The following is a 15640-nucleotide window of genomic DNA, read 5'->3' as shown; positions in this document are numbered from 1 at the left end:
GCGTATCGCCGTCATGCCCGTACGCGCGGACCGTCGGGCGGCGCCGCAGCCAGCAGGGCGCGCGTGTAGTCCTCGCGGGGATGGGCGAACAACTCGGCCGCGGGCGCTGCCTCGACCACCCTGCCCCCGCGCAGCACGACGACGTCATGGCTCATCTGCTGCACGATCGCGAGGTCGTGGGCGATGAACAGGTACGTCAGCCCCTGCTCGAGCTGCAGGCGCCGGAGCAACTGCAGGACCCGCGCCTGCACCGAGACGTCGAGCGAGGCCGTGGCCTCGTCGAGGATCATCAGTTCGGGCTCGAGGGCCAGGGCGCGGGCGATCGAGACCCGCTGACGCTGGCCGCCCGACAGCTCGTGCGGGTAGCGGCGCGCGAATTCCGGGTCGAGGTCGACGAGGGTGAGCAGCTCCGCGACGCGGGCCGAGCGCGCGGTGGCCGTCGCCCCGCCGAGCCGGTGCACGCGGAGCGGTTCGGTGATCGCATCCGCGACGGTGCGGCGGGGGTCGATCGAGGCGAAGGGGTCCTGGAACACCATCGCCACGCGTCGACGCTCGCGCCGCCGCGCGCGCAATACGTCGCGCACCTCCGGTCCCTGCGCATCGGCGAGGGTCGCGGTGCCCGCGTGCGGGGCGATCAGACCCGTGAGGGCGTTCGCGATGGTCGACTTGCCCGACCCCGACTCCCCCACCAGGGCCAGGGTCGTTCCGCGGCGCACCGTGAACGAGACGTCGTCGACGGCGTGCACCGTGCGGCGCCCCGCGGGCGTCTGCACGGCGAAGCGCACGTCCAGCCCCGCCACGCGCAGCAGCGGGGCCGCCGAGGGCGCGGGGGCGGGACCGGCTCCGGCCACGACCCGGAGACGCGCCGCGAGCAGCTCCCTCGTGTAGGCGTGGTGCGGGTCGGCGTACACCTCGGCGAGCGCGCGCTGCTCGACGGCCTCGCCGCCGCGGAGCACGAGCACGTCGTCGGCGACCTGCCCGATGACGCCGAGGTCATGGCTGATCCACACCACCGCGGTCCCGCGGTCGCGCTGCAGTTCGCGCACGAGGTCGAGGATCTGCGCCTGGGTCGTCACGTCGAGGGCGGTGGTCGGCTCGTCGGCCACGAGCAGGGCCGGATCGCACGCCAGGGCGATCGCGATCATCACGCGCTGCTTCTGCCCGCCCGAGAACTGGTGCGGGTAGGCCTCGACGCGCTCCTGGGGGTCCGGGATGCCGACGGCCTCGAGCAACTCGATGGCTCGGGTGTGCGCTGCCCGGCGGGACAGCCCCCGGTGCACCTCGAGCGATTCGGCGATCTGCCGCCCCACGGTGAGGAACGGGTTGAGAGAGGTGGAGGGGTCCTGGAAGACGAAGCCCACCGAACCGCCGTGCACCGAGCGGAGCGCGGCCTCCGACGCTCCGACGAGTTCGAGGCCCGCGGCATCCGGGCTCGTCCGCAGCACGCTGGAGCCGCTCACCCGTCGCCCCGGCGCGTCGATGAGCCCGGTGGCGGCGAGCACCGTGAGCGACTTACCGGAACCCGACTCCCCCACGATGCCGAGGGTCTGGCCCCGCTCCACCGAGAAGTCCAGGCCCCGCACGATCGCGGTCTCGCCGATCGCGACGCGCAGATCGCGCACTTCGAGAACGTTCATCGTGTGCTCTTTCCGTCACGGTGCGTCGGAGTCGACCTGCGCGAGAGGGCGGCGGCGACGCGCTCTCTCCGGCGCTGACCCTGGCGCGCTTCGATGATGGTGCGCTGGCGGGGGTCGAGTCCGTCGCGCAGACCATCGCCCAGCAGGTTGAACGCGAGGGCGGTGACGAAGATCGCCGCTCCCGGGAACACGCTCATCCACCACGCCTGGGCGAGGAAGCCCTGCGCGGTGAACAGCATCCCGCCCCACGACGGCGCGGGCGGCTGGATCCCGAGGCCGAGGAACGACAGCGCCGCCTCGGAGAGGATCGCGAAGGCGAGCGAGAGCGAGGTCTGCACCACCACGGGGCCGCCGATGTTCGGCAGCACGTGGCGCACGAGGATCATCGGGGCGGGCGTGCCCATGCTGCGCGAGACCTGCACGAACGGCGACGTCCGCAGCGACAGCGTGCTGGCCCGGGCGACGCGGGCGAAGATCGGCGTGTAGACGACGCCGATGGCGATGGTCGTGGTGAGCATGCCCGGCTCGAAGATCGCGATGATGGCGAGCGCCAGTAGCAGGACGGGGAAGGCGAACATCACGTCGACCACGCGCATGAGGGTCGCATCGACCGCGCCGCCCGCGTAGCCGGCGACCACGCCCAGCAGCAGGCCCAGCACCAGGGCGAGGGCGACGGCGATCACGGCGATCGTGAGCGAGGTGGATGCCGCCCGCAGCACGCGCGAGAACACGTCGCGGCCGAGCTCGTCGGTGCCGAACCAGTGGGCCGGGCTCGGCGCGGTGAGCGCTCGGGAGACGTCGATCTCGTTCACGCCGTAGGGCGCGATCCAGGGGGCGAGGAGCGCGGCGACCACGATGATCGCGAGCACGACGGCGGCGGCCACGGTGAGGGGGTTCGCGGCGAGCAGGCGCCACGATGCCACGCGGGCGGGAGTCGCGGGCGCGGCCGCGGCGGGGACGAGGGCGGGGTCGGTGGCACTCATGCGGCTCGGATCCTCGGGTCGACGACGGCGTAGAGCACGTCGACGATCAGGTTGACGACGATGAACATGACGGCCACCAGCAGCACGGCCCCCTGGATGAGGGGGTAGTCGCGCGCCGCGACGGCGTCGTAGACCAGGCGGCCGAGGCCCGGCCAGGCGAAGACCACCTCGACGACGATCACCCCGCCGAGGATGGTGGCGAGCTGGATGCCGGCGATCGTCAGCACCGGCACCAGTGCTCCGCGCACGATGTGCCGCGACACGACGATGCGCCGCGGCAGCCCCTTCGACACCGCGGTGCGCACGTATCCGGCCGACGCCACGTCGATGACCGCCGCGCGGATGTAGCGCGTCATGATGGCGCCCGCGACGAGACCCACGGTGAGTCCGGGCAGCGCGACCTGTCGCAGCCACCCCGCCGGGTCGTCGGTCAGGGCGACGTACCCGCTGGCGGGGAGCCATCCGAGGGTCACGGAGAAGAGGGAGATCAGCAGCATCCCGAGCCAGAAGTCGGGGATCGAGACGCCGAACTGGCTGCTCACCCGCACGATGACGTCGCTCACGCGTCCCTCGCGGAGGGCGGAGTACACCCCGGCGGGGAGCGAGATGAGCAGGGCGACGACGAGCCCGACGACGGCGAGGGACACCGTGGCGGGCAGTCGCTGGAGGAGGGTCGTGGTGATCGGCTGACCGTTTCGGAAGCTGACGCCGAAGTCGCCGGTGACGGCGTGCAGGACGTACGAGACGAACTGCTCGGGCAGGGGGCGGTCGAGACCGGACGCCGTACGCAGCGCCTCGTACGCCTCGGGGGTGTACCGGGTGCCGAGGGCCAGCCGCACCGGGTCACCGGGGACGAGGTGCACCAGGGCGAACACGACGATCAGCACACCGAGCAGCACCACGGCCGACGACAGCACGCGCGTGCCGATGAATCGGAGCACCTGTGCGGGGGCGATCCTCATGGGTCCCTCCTCTGTTCGAGCCGTGGGGGCGCCGACCCGGCGCCCCCACGGCGGGGATCACTTGTCGAGGCTGGTGCCGGCGAAGCGGATCGCGCGGTCGGCCCGGGTCTCGTACCCCGTCACGGCCGGCGACCACACCTGGGTCACCGAGGGGTTGTAGAGGTAGATGTAGCTGGCCTTGTCGGCGATGATCGTCGCGGCGTCCGCGTACAGCTTCTTGCGGGCGTCGGCGTCGGTCTCGACCCGACCGGCGTCGAGCAGGCGGTCGACGTCGGGGTCCGAGAACTTCTGCGCGTTGCTCGCACCGTCGGTGTGGTGCTGCGAGTAGTAGAAGTCGTCGGGGTCGATGTTGCCGAGCCACCCCATCATCAACATGTCGAAGTTGCCGGAGTTCTGCTCGTCGAGCCAGGTGGAGAAGTCGGGCTGACGGATCTGCACCTGGATGCCGAGGGGTTCGAGGTTGGCGGCGATGATCTGGGCCGCGGTCACGGTCTCGGGGTAGTCGCTCGTGGCGAGCAGGTCGAGCGTCCCGCCGGTGTACCCGGCCTCGGCGAGCAGCTGCTTCGCCTTATCGACATCGGTGGAGTACTGGTCGTACTCCGTGTACCAGACGCTCTGCGTCGGGATGGCGAGCTGGTTCTTCTCGGCGGTGCCGTAACTGACGGCCTGCACGATGGCATCCCGATCGATGGCGTACGCGATCGCCTGGCGGACGCGCACGTCGCTCCACGGCTGCTTGGCCTCGTTGAGCGCGAGGTACCAGTAGTCGCTGGAGGGGGTGAGGCCGAGGGTCACCGCACTGTCGCTCCCGAGCTGCTCGACCTGCTGGGCGGGCACCACGTCGGTCCAGTCGATGTCGCCGGCCTTGAGCGAGGCGAGGGCGGTCGCCGGTTCCGAGATGAAGCGGTACTCCACGCCGCCCAGCGACGGTGCGCCACCCCAGTAGTCGGGGTTGGCGGTGAGGGTGATGTGATCGCCGGCGGTGTAGTCGCTGAGCGAGAAGGGGCCGGTGCCGACGGGCGCGGTGGTGATGTCGCCCGATTCGACGTTGGCCTTCTCGACGATCGCCATGCCCTTGAAGCCGCCGAGGTTCGACAGCAGGTTCGGGGTGGGCTGGGTGACGGTGATGACGACGGTGGCGTCGTCGGGGGCGGCGACGTCGGCGACGGTGGCGAATTTCCACGCGTTGGAGAGCTCTTCGTCGATGATGCGGCGGTAGGAGTAGACGACGTCTTCGCTGGTGAAGGCGGAACCGTCGTGGAACGTGACGCCGTCTCGCAGGTGGAAGGTCCACGTGAGCTGGTCGTCGCTGGTCTCCCAGCTCTCGGCGAGCGCGGGCTGCATCTCGAGCGCCGCGTCGGGCGCGACGAGGGTGTCGTAGACGTTCTCGAGCACCTCGAACGCGAAGTACGACGTCGTCTTCTGCGGGTCGAGCTGGTCGGGCTCACCGCCGATCGCGGCGACGAGGGTCTGGCCGGAGGCGGTGCCGGAGTCGCCGAGGTCCACGCCCTGACCAGCCGAGCAGCCGGCGAGGGCGAGGGTCGCGGCGAGCGCGCCGGCGATGCCGAGTGTGATGCGCGTGTTCATGTGGATGCCAATCGGGTGAGCGAATCATCATTTAGATGATGTTTCGATCAGTATGTGCAAGCATGGGGACGGACACAAGCCCCGGCCGGCACCGAAACACGATCTTCACAAAGCGCCGTCATCCCCCCGGGCGCCCCTCGCCGACCCCTCGGGAGCATCCATGACCTTCACCGTCCTCGGCCGCGACCCTCTGCGCGGGCGGATCGGCGCCGCCACCGCGAGCAGATCGCTCGCCGTCGGCGCCTCGGTGCTCGCGGTCGCCCCGGCGGTGGGCGTCGTGGCGAGTCAGGCGTGGACCAACCGCTCCTTGCGTGCGCTGCTGCTCGACGAGATGCGGGCGGGATCCGACGCGGCCGCGGCGGTCGCGCGCGTCCCCGACTGGGACGACGGGTCGCGCCTGCGGCAGGTCGCCGTGCTCGGCTGGGCCGGCGACGGTGCGGCGCGCTCCGGCGCCGACATCACCGCCTGGGCGGGCCACCGGGTGGGGCCGGATGCCGTCTTCGTCGGCAACCTGCTCGTCGGCGGCGAGGTGCTCGAGGCGATGGCCGAGACCTGGACGGCGACGGCCGGAATCGATCTGGCGGACCGGCTGCTGGAGACGCTCGCCGCGGGCGACGGGGCCGGGGGCGATGCGCGGGGCCGCCAGAGCGCCGCACTGCTGGTGGCCTCCCGCGCCGACACCCTGCTCGATCTGCGCGTCGACGACCACACCGACCCTGTTCCGGAGCTGGCGCGCCTCCGCCGCCTCGCGGGGCAGGATGCCGAGGCACCCGCCCGCGCCCGGTGGTGAGGGGGCGCTACGGCGCGGTGTACTCGGTGGTGACCGTCTCGGTCGTCGACGCCGTTCCCGCCGGCATCCGCACCGTGCCCGTGACGCTCACGCTGTAGGTGCGGCCGGACGCCACCTCGGTGAAGACGGTCGATCCGCGAAGACCCGCGATGACCACGGGATAGGCGCGACCGGTCGAGGTGTCGGTCACCGTCACCGAGAAGGCGGTGGGCGTGCCGATGTCGTTGGTGGTCCAGGCCAAGGCGACACCCGCGGGGTCGGCGGTGGCCGTCAGCGCGGTGATGCGGGGAACAGCGGGGAGGGCGGCCAGCAGGTTCGGCGTCCCGGCCGGGAGATCGGCCACGTGGCCGGTCGCCGCCGCCGTCGTCAGCGCGGCCTGCACCTCGGCCGGTCCCCAGGCGGGGTGCAGCTGACGCAGACGGGCCGCGAGGCCGACGACGTGCGGCGTGGCCATCGACGTCCCGTCGAACACCGCGGTCGAGGAGTCGAGGTAGGTCGATGTGATTCCCGAGCCGGGGGCGAGGATGTCGACGCACGGACCGTAGTTGCTGTACCACGCGAGGGTGCGGCTCGAGTCGATCGCTCCGACGGTCAGCAGATCGGGAGCGCCGGCGGGCGAGACGTTGCACGCGTCCTGCGTCTCGTTGCCGGCGGCGACGACGATCACGAAACCGAGCTCGATCCCGTCGTCGATGATGTCGTCGACGAAGGCGTTGCGCGGCAGACCGAGGCTCATGTTGATGACCGCGTTCGCACCGTCGTGGTTGTCGTAGATCCAGAACATCGCGTACAGCAGGGCGAGGCCCGAGCCCTCCCGACCACAGCCGAGCACCCGCACGGGCACGATCCGCACGTCTTTGGCGACGCCGTACGTGGTGCTGCCGACCGTGCCCGCCACGTGGGTTCCGTGACCGTTGCAGTCCTCGGTGCCCCGACCGTCGTCGACCTCGCTGTGACCGTTGGCGGCGTCGACGCGTCCCCCGAAGTCGGGATGCGAGGACTGCACGCCGCTGTCGACGATGAACGCCGTGACGCCGGCTCCCGTGGAGTCGTACAGGTAGTGGTCGTCGGTGAGGGCGGCGGTGTTGTCGACGGCATCCAGACCCCACGAGGGGGTGGGGGTCTGATCCGCGGATGCCGTGACGATCTCGTTGGGCAGGAAGCGGGCCTCGGGGATGACCGCGAGGACCGCCGGCACGTCGGTTGCGGGTACGGCGACGTAGACCGTGTCGCCGCGCGTGACGGGGCTCACCTCCGAGACATCCGGCAGGGCGCGGAGCTCGTCGTAGCGCGCGGTCGGCACGGCGACGAGGTCGTACGACAGCTCGATCCGCAGCCGCTCCTCTTCGGTGGCGTCCGCGGGGATGCCGATCGCCTCCGACCACGACGGGGTCGCCGCCGCGACCGCGGGCGCCGGCGGCGGGGAGGCGGCGGCCTCCGGCGTCGCGGGGGCGGAGGGCCACACACCGACCACGCCGGCGGTGGTCAGCAGGGCGCCGACGATGCCGACCGCCCACCAGCGACGAGCACCGGACGGGCGACGCCCGGGCGGGCGAGGAGTGGGGGTCACGGGTTCTCCTTCGTGCGGACGGCTCAGCATGAGGGCGCCACGGATGCGAGGGGGACGACGATCTGGGACGACCCCGACGCCGCGGGCGCGGGGTACCCGACCGCGGCCACGCCGGTGGCGACCACGCCGTCGCCGTCGCGGTGGATGCTCTCGCCGAGCAGGAACAGGTCGGCACCGATCGGGGTCGCACCGTTCGGGACGGCCGTGGCGTCGCGCACGGTGTTGCCCGACACCATGAACACAGCCGGCGCGCCCGCCGCGGTGACGACGGGCAGCAGGCGCTCGCCGATGTACGACGGGTTCGGGGTGAGGGTCCCCCACGACGCGATCCCCGTGGCCACGACACCGGCGCCGTAGGGGCAGTCGCCGTCCCAACTCACCCGGTAGATCGAGCCGTCGGCGGCGAACAGGTCGCCGGCGATCGGCGTCGCCCCCGTCGGCGGCCCCGCGGGACCGCCGAACTCGAAGGCGGCGCGCGTCTCGTCGAGCGGGACGCGCAGCAGTCGCGGCGTCCCGTCCAGGGCACGGTAGGGCAGCTCGAACTGTCCGGTGCCGCCCGCGCCCTGCTCGTGCTCGAGCAGTTGGCCGTAGGCGGCGACATCGGTGGCGATCGCGACGCCGGCGCGGTAGACGGTGGTGCCCGCCAGGAACAGATCGGCCGCCACGGGCGTCGCCCCGGAGGGGATGCCGACGACGGGGACGACCGTCCCGGCCTGCGTGTCGTAGACCGCGGCGGAGCCGTCTTCGAGACGCAGGGGCAGCAGGAAGGCCCCGTTCTTCGCGGGCGCCTCGGCGAGGGCGCCCGCGGCTGCCACCCCGGTGTGCACGACGCCGACACCGGCGCGGTAGAGCGCAGCGTCGTGCAGGAAGAGGTCGTGAGCGAGGGGCACCGCCCCCGCGGGGACGAGTGAGACCGCCGACAGCGTCCCCGGCGTCGTCAGCAGCCGTCCGCCGAACGCGGTGAGGGTGGCCGAGGCGCTCGTCGCGCCATTCGCCGAGGCGGCCAGGGTGCCGGTCGCGCCGCTGCCCGGAACGTGGATGGTCCCGCACGGGGCCGTGCCGTCGGCGTCGGTGACGACGGTGGCGGTGACGGCGGCCGCATCGAAGGTGTAGCCGTCGGAGAGCTGGAGCACCACGCTCACCCCCGCCTGGGGGACGCCCCCCGTGGCCGCGCGGACGACGGCGTCGGTGATGTCTTCGCAGGGCACTCCCGCGTAGGAGCCGGACGAGAACGACAACGTCACCCCCGACACCGCGAAGGCCGGGCTCGTGACCACGAGCGCGAGGGCGGGAACCGCCCACGTGCCCGCCACCACCACGGCGCGCCGACTCGGGGCGGCACCGGACAGGTCGATCGGAGCCCGGGGGCCGTCGAGGTTGTGACGCACCGGTCATCCTTCCCGTCGTCGGCCGCGGGGCGACCGGCGCCGTGGCACACGGCGTTCTCGCGACGATGCCCGGGATCGCCGGCGAGCCCTGCGCACAGCCCGAAGCGCCGGAGCGGGTGAGCGGCCGCGGGGGCGCGGCATCCGGGGCCGTTTCGAGGCGCGGTGCACGCGCGGACGCGCCGGGTCTCACCCGGAAAGTCACCCGTCGTCCGGAGCGACCTCGCCGATCCGGCGGCGCGGGCGGGGCGCCGGTAGACTCGAGCCAGTGAGCAGCACCCGAACCGAAGCCGCGTACCTGCGCTCGGTGACGGCGTTCAAGAACCCCACGCTCGACCTGCTGCACGGGCGCTTCGCCCCCTTCGTCGTGGCCGTGCTCTCGGTGGTCTTCACCCCCGACCGCGCGGCGGTCACCGTCGCCGACGCGCACGTCGAGGTGGCCGAGGCCATCGACGAGCTGCGCGCGGCGGGCTACGACACCGACGACGACCGCCGCATCCCCGCGGGGTCGGCGCGCGAGATCTGTCGCGGCTGGGTGCGCGTGGGCTGGCTCGGCCTGCAGATCGAGGACGACGTCGAGGTGTACCGCCTCTCGGCGCACGCCGTGGGCGCCCTCGAGATCGCCGGTCGCGCCGGCGGCGGCCGCGCCCGTGTCTCCCGCTCGCGCGTGCGCACGCTTCTCGACGCGGTCGAGCGCCTCGCCCGCGACGCCGAGAGCGACCCCGCCCGACGCCGCGAGGCACTGCTCGAGGAGCGGGCGGCCCTCGACGCCGAGATCGCCGCGCTGGAGGAGGGCATCGTCGAGCCCCCCGACGACGACCACCTGCTCGAAGAGGCCGAGAACGTCATCCACCTCGCGCGCGAGCTGCCCGCGGACTTCTCGCGCGTGGCGGAGTCGATCGCCGCGATGCAGCGCGACGTCGTCGCCGAGCTCCGCCGCGACGTGCGCCCCACCGGCGAGGTGCTGCGCGAGTATCTCGAGCGCGGGCGTCAGGTGATGCAGGCCACCCCCGAGGGTCGAGCCTTCCAGGGCGCGCTGCGCCTGATCGGCGATCCCGAGAACATCGACGACCTCACCGACCAGCTGCACGCCGTGCTCACCCAGCCCTTCTCGCGGCTCATGACGGCCGAGCAGCGGGGCGAATTGGATGCCATCGCCCGGCGTGTCGAAGCGGGCGTGCAAGAGGTGCTCACCGCCCAGCGGCGGGCCTCGCACGTCATCACCGCGCAGGTGCGCACCCACGATCCCATTCGCGACCGCCAGGTCGACGACCTGCTGCGCGGCGTGATGGCGGGGCTGCACCGCTGGAGCCAGACCAAGACCCCCGGTCGCGTCGAGCCCGTGCGCACGCTCCCGCTCGCCGACATCGGACACTTGCGCCAGTCGCTCAGCGACGTGCGTCCGGCCGGGGCGCCGGCGCCGTTGGCATCCGCAGACGTCGAGGCCGAGTTCGTCGACGCCGACACCCGCGCCTGGGGCGGCCCGCACTACGCCGAGCTCGAGGCGTACGTCGCCACGCTCGGCGACGGCTTCGATCTGGCGACCGCCTTCTCGGGCGGCTCCGCCGACACCCGCCGCCCGGTCGATCTGGTCGGCCTGCTCGAGATCGTGCATCGCGGGGGGCTCACCGAGACCGACGACGTCTCGATCGTCGAGGCCGTACGCCCCGACGGCACCACGCGACGCTTCGCCTTCGGAGCGGTCAGAGCGAACAGCCTGCGAGAAAAGGATGCCGATGACTGACGCGGACACGTTCGTGCCCTCGGGCGAGGGCGCCGAGGCCCCCGCTTCCTCGACGACGCCGTCGTCGCCGGATGCCGAGGTCTCCCCCGGCGGCACGGAGTCCTCCGCCTTCATCGCCCCGGTCGCGATGGAGAACGACCCCGACGCGCTGTTCCCGGGCGATCGCGGCATCCTGGACTCCGAGGTGCGGCGCGTGCTCGTGCGCATCCTGCAGCGCCGGTTCCTGAGCGCCGAGAACTCCCCCGTCGAGTGGAAGCTGCTCCTCGAGCACCAGCAGATGATCGAGTCGCGTCTGAACGATCTGTTCGTGCGGCTCGTCGTCGACCACGCGCGGGGCGTCGCGTACAAGGAGCAGGTGCGCAGCGACGAGATCGACGTGCCCATCCTGCTGAAGGACGAGGCGTACTCACGGGCCGAGACGCTCGTGCTCGTATATCTGCGCACGGTGTTCCAGCGCGAGACCACCGCCGGCACCGCGTCGGCGCGCGTCGACGTCGAAGAGGTCGAGCAGACCGTTCTGACGTATTTCGCCGAGACCGACGGCACGCGCGCGAGCCAGCAGCGGGCCGTGCGCACCGCGATAGCGCGGCTGGACCGCGAGGGCATCATCGAGGAAGAGTCCGAGGGGCGATACCGCATCGGGCCGCTCATCGAGGTCGTGCTCAGCGCCGAGACGCTCCGCGAGCTGCAGCTCTGGTTGGAGGAGCAGACGCGGGATGCCGGGAGCTCACCCGAGGGCGGGGTCGTGACATCCGCTTCCGACGAGCACACACAGGATGCCGGGAGCCCACGCGAGGGCGGCGTCATGGCATCCGCCCTCGACGAGCACACACAGGATGCCGAGGCTGCCGGTGACCGCGAGGTCGCGGCATCCGGAACGTTCGAGGGAGACCCCCGATGACCATGCTCGAGACCCTGTTCGGCCTCATCCCTGCCGCCTCGCGCGGACAGCAGTGGGTGGCCGAAGACCTGCAGCTCGTCAACTGGGGCGGCTACGACGGAACGCATCGCGTGCGCTTCGCCCCCACCGCGACGCTGCTCTGCGGTGGTTCGGGCTCGGGCAAGTCGACGCTGATGGACGCCTACGTCGCGCTCATGATGCCGCACACCACCCCGTTCAACGGCGCCTCCAACGGTGCGGTGGTGGGGCGCCCGCGCGGGCAGGAGCAGCGCAACATCCTCTCGTACGGCCGCGGCAAGCTCGATGAGTCGCGCACCGATGAGGGCACGAAGATCCGGGTGCTGCGCGGCGACGGCGTCGACACGTGGACCGCGATCGCGATGACGTGGGCCGACCACGACGGCGCCCGCTTCACCGCGGTACGCGCCTGGTACATCCCCGCCGCCGCCCGCACGCTCGACGACGCCGTCAAGGTGCGCGCCACTGTGCACGGCGCGTTCGACCTGCGCGATCTGGAGCGGGCGGCGCAGCAGCACCTGTCCGACGCGGCGGTGCGGGCGACCGGACTCGACACCCTCGCCACCGACCGCGAGTTCTCGGCCCGGCTGCACGGCGTGCTCGGCATCGGCGCGGCGGGGGCGGGCACGAAGGCGATGAGCCTGCTCGCGCGCATCCAGGCCGGGCAGCAGATCACCACCGTCGACGACCTCTACAAGCGCATGGTGCTCGAGGAGCCCGAGACCCTCACCGTCGCCGAGGCCGTCGTGTCGCACTTCGACGGGCTCGAGTCGACGCGCACGCGCATGCTCGAGGCGCGCCAGCAGGTGCGGGCGCTGCAGCCCATCCGCGCGATGAAGACGCGCATCGACGAGGCCGCCGAACGTCTGCGGCTGATCGACGCGCTCGGACGCTTCACCGACCCCGACTCGCGCGCCTCGCTCTGGCGGGCGCAGCGCCGGGTCGATCTGCTCGGCGCGGTCGAAGCGGAGCTGCGCGACCGCACGCACGCCACCGACGCGCTCGTGCGCGAACGCCAGGCCCTCGCCGACGCCGCCGAAGCCGAGCGCGAAGGCCTCGGCGACGTGCTGCGCGCGGCCGGGGGCGATCGGCTCGACGCCGCCCAGCGCGAGCTCCGCACTCTCGAGCGGCGCCTGGCCGGCATGCAGCGCGACCGGGAGCGCTTCGAGACGGCGCTCGCGGTGCTGCAGACCGAGGTGTCGACCGAGAAGCAGTTCGCCGCCCTCGTGGACGACGCGCGCCGCACCCTCGGTGACGCGGATGCCAAGACAGCCGTCCGCGACGCGTTCGTCGCCGCCAGCAGCACCCACACCGACCTGCGCCAGCAGCTCGCCGCCCTCGAGGCCGAGCACCGCCGCACGCAGACGCGAGACGACAACATCCCGCCCCGTCTGCACGAGGCACGCGAGGCCCTGGCCGAGGCCGCCGGTCTGACCGCCGCCGAGCTGCCCTTCGTCGCCGAGCTCGTGGACGTGCGCACCGAGTACGAGCCGTGGCGCGGGGCCTTCACCCTCGCGCTCGGGGGGTTCGCGACGACCCTTCTCGTGGATGCCGCGCACCTGACATCGTTCCGCGCGGCGATCGACGGCGTCCGGCTGTCGGAGCGCCTGCGGTTCGAGGGCGTGTCGACCGGGCTCCCCGAACGCGGCGGGCTGGATCCGGCGACCCTTCCCGGGCGTCTGGAATTCCGCACCTCGCCCTTCACCGGGTGGCTGCAGGACCGGCTCGAGCAGCAGTTCGCGTTCGTCTGCGTGGATGCCGCGTCGGAGTTGTCGCGGCACCGCCTGGCGCTCACCATCTCGGGGCAGACGAGCCAGGGTGCACGCGGCGCGCACGGGGGGTCGATCCGTCAGAGCGTGCTCGGGTTCTCGTCGCGCGTGCGGTTGACCGAGCTCGGCGAGCAGATCGTCACCGCGCGCCGCGCCCTCACGGCCGCCAAAGCCACGGTCGACGAGGCGGCCGCTGCCCTCGACGCGTTCGACGAGCGGCGCAGCGCCCTCGAGAAGATCGCCGACCTGTCATGGGACCAGGTGGACGTGGCATCCGTTCAGCGCGATCTGGACCGCTGGAACGAGACGATCGCCGAGATCACCGCCGGCAACCCCCGTATCGCCGAGCTGCAGGAGCAGATCTCGGGCACCCGCGCCCGGGCCGGCCGCCTGCGCGAAGAGATCGGCGGGGCCAAGACCGAACAGCAGGCGGTGGCCGCGCGCTGGGCCGAGATCACCGACGACGTCGACGCGGCACAGATGCTCATCGAACGCGCGGAGGATTCCGAGACCGCCCTCTCGCCCGACGAGATCGACTACCTCGACGCTCTCTTCGTGGCACCGGGAGCATCGGACGCGACGCCGTCGCAGCTCCTGGCGAGCTTCGACGCCGCCCTCGAATCCGCCTCCCGACGGTTGCTCGAGGAACAGCGGTCGGCGCAGGAGACGTGGGGCGACCAGCGCGAGAGCCTGCGGCGCACGCTCATCGCGTTCACCGACCGGTGGCCGAGTCCGAACCTGCTCGCCGACCCCGACGAGTCGCTCGGCGACTTCGAGCGGATCCTCGCCGACCTCGAAGCGAGCGGCCTGCACGAGCTCGAAGCGGAGTGGCGCGACAGCCTGCTGCGCCTGTCGGGCAACGACCTGACGAGCCTCGACTCGGCGCTGACGCGGGCGCTGCGTGAGATCCGGGAGCGGATCGCGCCGATCAACGACATCATGCAGGACCTGCCGTTCTACGACGACGAGCACCGCCTGCAGATCGTGCCGCGCGAGGGGCAGTCCGAGGTGCGTCGCCGTTTCCGTCGCGAGCTGCGCGACGTGCGTGCGGCCATCGACGCGGCCTCGTCCGACGAGGAACGCGAAGCGGTGTACACCCGCATGGCGCGCCTCATCAACCGCATCCGCTCGACAGCGCCCGACTTCGCCGACCTCGTCGACGTGCGCAACCACGTGCGGGTGAGCGCCGAGCGCTTCCGCGCCGACACCGGCGAGCACGTCGCCCTCTACGACCACATCGGTGAGAAATCCGGCGGGGAGTCGCAGGAGCTCATCGCGTTCATCGTCGGAGCGGCGCTGCGGTACCAGCTCGGGGATGCCGGAGCCGAGCGCCCCCGCTACGCCCCGGTGTTCCTCGACGAGGCGCTGATCAAGGCCGACGCGCACTTCACCAAGCGCGCGATCGGCGCGTGGCGCGGCCTCGGATTCCAGCTCGTCATCGGCGCCCCGAACGACAAATACAGCGCGATCGAGCCGCACGTCGACGTCGAGTACGACATCTTGAAGGACACGCGCGGACGGTCGTGGGCGAAGGCGAAGGTGGGGGTCGCGGCGGAGGGGTGAGGCGGCGCTGCGGGCCGGGTGGGCCGGGTGGGCCGGGTGGGCCGGCGCGGCGGGCTCGGCGGGCGAGGTGAGCCGTCGCTGCGGAGGGGTGCTTCCACGCTGCGGGCTCGGCGGGCGGGGTGAGCCGTCGCTGCGGAGACGCGGGGGCCGAGATTCCGGGGCCGAGATTCCGGGGCCGAGACTGCGGGGCCGAGACTCAGGAGCGAGACTGCGGGGCCGAGACACCGGGTCGTGAACGGCCCGGGCGCGTGGGCAAGGGCGTTCTCGGGTGTTCGTCAGCCGTCACGAGGCACCACACGCAGCAGCTGTTCGAAAGAGTCCGCAGCTGGCATCCACCGGTCTTCGCCGCCGAGGTAAACCCGCACGGCTCCCGTGGATTCGCGGCCGACGTGAAGCAAGAACAAGTTGCCCCCGGGATCGTGTGCGAACGGCATCCACTCGTCGAACGCGTCGCCGCCGCCTTGGCGAAGGTCCGCCCACAGCCGTTCGATCGGAAGCGCTCCGTGCTTGACCGCCGTGAAGCCGTGCAACATACCGGACTCCGCGAGGGGCCACCCGCCGTTGTGCCGCAGATAGAACGCGCGGAATGCCCGTGGCAACGCGCATCCGACGAGTTGCTCCAGCTCGTCGAGATCCTCCGCCCCCACCGGCAAGGCGGAGCCCTCCCAGTCTTCCGAGAACCACGGGAGATCGGCCCAGGTGGGCAGATCGTCCACGCCGCTCACGCGGAG

11 protein-coding genes are annotated in these 15640 nt (G+C 72.3%); 4 read left to right on the top strand and 7 right to left on the bottom strand.

The features are described from left to right. Positions 1-11: 11 nt before the first annotated feature. The 4 genes from ASF96_RS06940 to ASF96_RS06925 are packed head-to-tail and all read right to left on the bottom strand — an operon-like array spanning position 12 to position 5169. On the bottom strand, positions 12-1637 hold the full coding sequence (locus ASF96_RS06940; RefSeq protein ID WP_055937303.1) for a dipeptide ABC transporter ATP-binding protein: 1626 nt from the start codon (positions 1635-1637) through the stop codon (positions 12-14). Beyond that, positions 1634-2620, bottom strand: coding sequence for an ABC transporter permease (locus ASF96_RS06935; RefSeq protein ID WP_082509347.1), 987 nt, complete (start codon positions 2618-2620; stop codon positions 1634-1636). The genes ASF96_RS06940 and ASF96_RS06935 overlap by 4 nt, the downstream gene beginning before the upstream one ends. Next, positions 2617-3582 (bottom strand): ABC transporter permease, encoded by a 966-nt coding sequence (locus tag ASF96_RS06930; RefSeq protein WP_055835414.1) that lies wholly within the window; start codon positions 3580-3582, stop codon positions 2617-2619. The genes ASF96_RS06935 and ASF96_RS06930 overlap by 4 nt, the downstream gene beginning before the upstream one ends. Positions 3583-3639: 57 nt before the next feature. After that, positions 3640-5169: an ABC transporter substrate-binding protein gene (locus ASF96_RS06925; protein ID WP_055937300.1), complete on the bottom strand. Its 1530-nt coding sequence runs from the start codon at positions 5167-5169 to the stop codon at positions 3640-3642. Between the two features lie 160 nt (positions 5170-5329). Between ASF96_RS06925 and ASF96_RS06920 the strand changes: the two genes are divergently transcribed. Beyond that, the gene (locus tag ASF96_RS06920; RefSeq protein ID WP_055937297.1) at positions 5330-5959 is read left to right on the top strand and encodes a DUF1028 domain-containing protein; all 630 of its coding nucleotides are present in this window, start codon (positions 5330-5332) and stop codon (positions 5957-5959) included. A 7-nt stretch (positions 5960-5966) separates the two neighbouring features. Here ASF96_RS06920 and ASF96_RS06915 read toward each other — a convergent pair whose 3' ends face one another. Together ASF96_RS06915 and ASF96_RS06910 are read right to left on the bottom strand one after the other, a co-directional pair. Continuing rightward, complete coding sequence (locus ASF96_RS06915; RefSeq protein ID WP_055937294.1) at positions 5967-7529, bottom strand: S8 family peptidase; 1563 nt, start codon at positions 7527-7529, stop codon at positions 5967-5969. A gap of 23 nt (positions 7530-7552) precedes the next feature. Then, positions 7553-8917: a hypothetical protein gene (locus ASF96_RS06910; protein WP_055937291.1), complete on the bottom strand. Its 1365-nt coding sequence runs from the start codon at positions 8915-8917 to the stop codon at positions 7553-7555. A 265-nt stretch (positions 8918-9182) separates the two neighbouring features. Here ASF96_RS06910 and ASF96_RS06905 point away from each other — a divergent pair, with 265 nt between their 5' ends. The 3 genes from ASF96_RS06905 to ASF96_RS06895 are packed head-to-tail and all read left to right on the top strand — an operon-like array spanning position 9183 to position 14909. Beyond that, positions 9183-10658, top strand: coding sequence for a DUF3375 domain-containing protein (locus ASF96_RS06905; protein ID WP_055937287.1), 1476 nt, complete (start codon positions 9183-9185; stop codon positions 10656-10658). After that, positions 10651-11559, top strand: a complete 909-nt coding sequence (locus tag ASF96_RS17570; protein ID WP_082509343.1) for a DUF4194 domain-containing protein — start codon at positions 10651-10653, stop codon at positions 11557-11559. Before ASF96_RS06905 ends, ASF96_RS17570 begins: the two co-directional genes overlap by 8 nt. Then, positions 11556-14909, top strand: coding sequence for an ATP-binding protein (locus tag ASF96_RS06895; protein ID WP_055937284.1), 3354 nt, complete (start codon positions 11556-11558; stop codon positions 14907-14909). Before ASF96_RS17570 ends, ASF96_RS06895 begins: the two co-directional genes overlap by 4 nt. A gap of 275 nt (positions 14910-15184) precedes the next feature. Here ASF96_RS06895 and ASF96_RS06890 read toward each other — a convergent pair whose 3' ends face one another. Continuing rightward, positions 15185-15634: an SMI1/KNR4 family protein gene (locus ASF96_RS06890; protein WP_162239410.1), complete on the bottom strand. Its 450-nt coding sequence runs from the start codon at positions 15632-15634 to the stop codon at positions 15185-15187. Positions 15635-15640 lie beyond the last annotated feature (6 nt).

This window comes from Microbacterium sp. Leaf179 (assembly GCF_001423785.1).
In the GTDB taxonomy this organism is placed as follows: Bacteria; Actinomycetota; Actinomycetes; order Actinomycetales; family Microbacteriaceae; genus Microbacterium.
This window is presented reverse-complemented; position numbering and strand designations above follow the sequence as displayed.

Coding starts and splice junctions, on each gene's coding strand:
- ASF96_RS06940 (WP_055937303.1), bottom strand. CDS start 1,637: ATGAACGTTCTCGAAGTGCGCGATCTGCGCGTCGCGATCGGCGAGACC.
- ASF96_RS06935 (WP_082509347.1), bottom strand. CDS start 2,620: ATGAGTGCCACCGACCCCGCCCTCGTCCCCGCCGCGGCCGCGCCCGCG.
- ASF96_RS06930 (WP_055835414.1), bottom strand. CDS start 3,582: ATGAGGATCGCCCCCGCACAGGTGCTCCGATTCATCGGCACGCGCGTG.
- ASF96_RS06925 (WP_055937300.1), bottom strand. CDS start 5,169: ATGAACACGCGCATCACACTCGGCATCGCCGGCGCGCTCGCCGCGACC.
- ASF96_RS06920 (WP_055937297.1), top strand. CDS start 5,330: ATGACCTTCACCGTCCTCGGCCGCGACCCTCTGCGCGGGCGGATCGGC.
- ASF96_RS17570 (WP_082509343.1), top strand. CDS start 10,651: ATGACTGACGCGGACACGTTCGTGCCCTCGGGCGAGGGCGCCGAGGCC.
- ASF96_RS06895 (WP_055937284.1), top strand. CDS start 11,556: ATGACCATGCTCGAGACCCTGTTCGGCCTCATCCCTGCCGCCTCGCGC.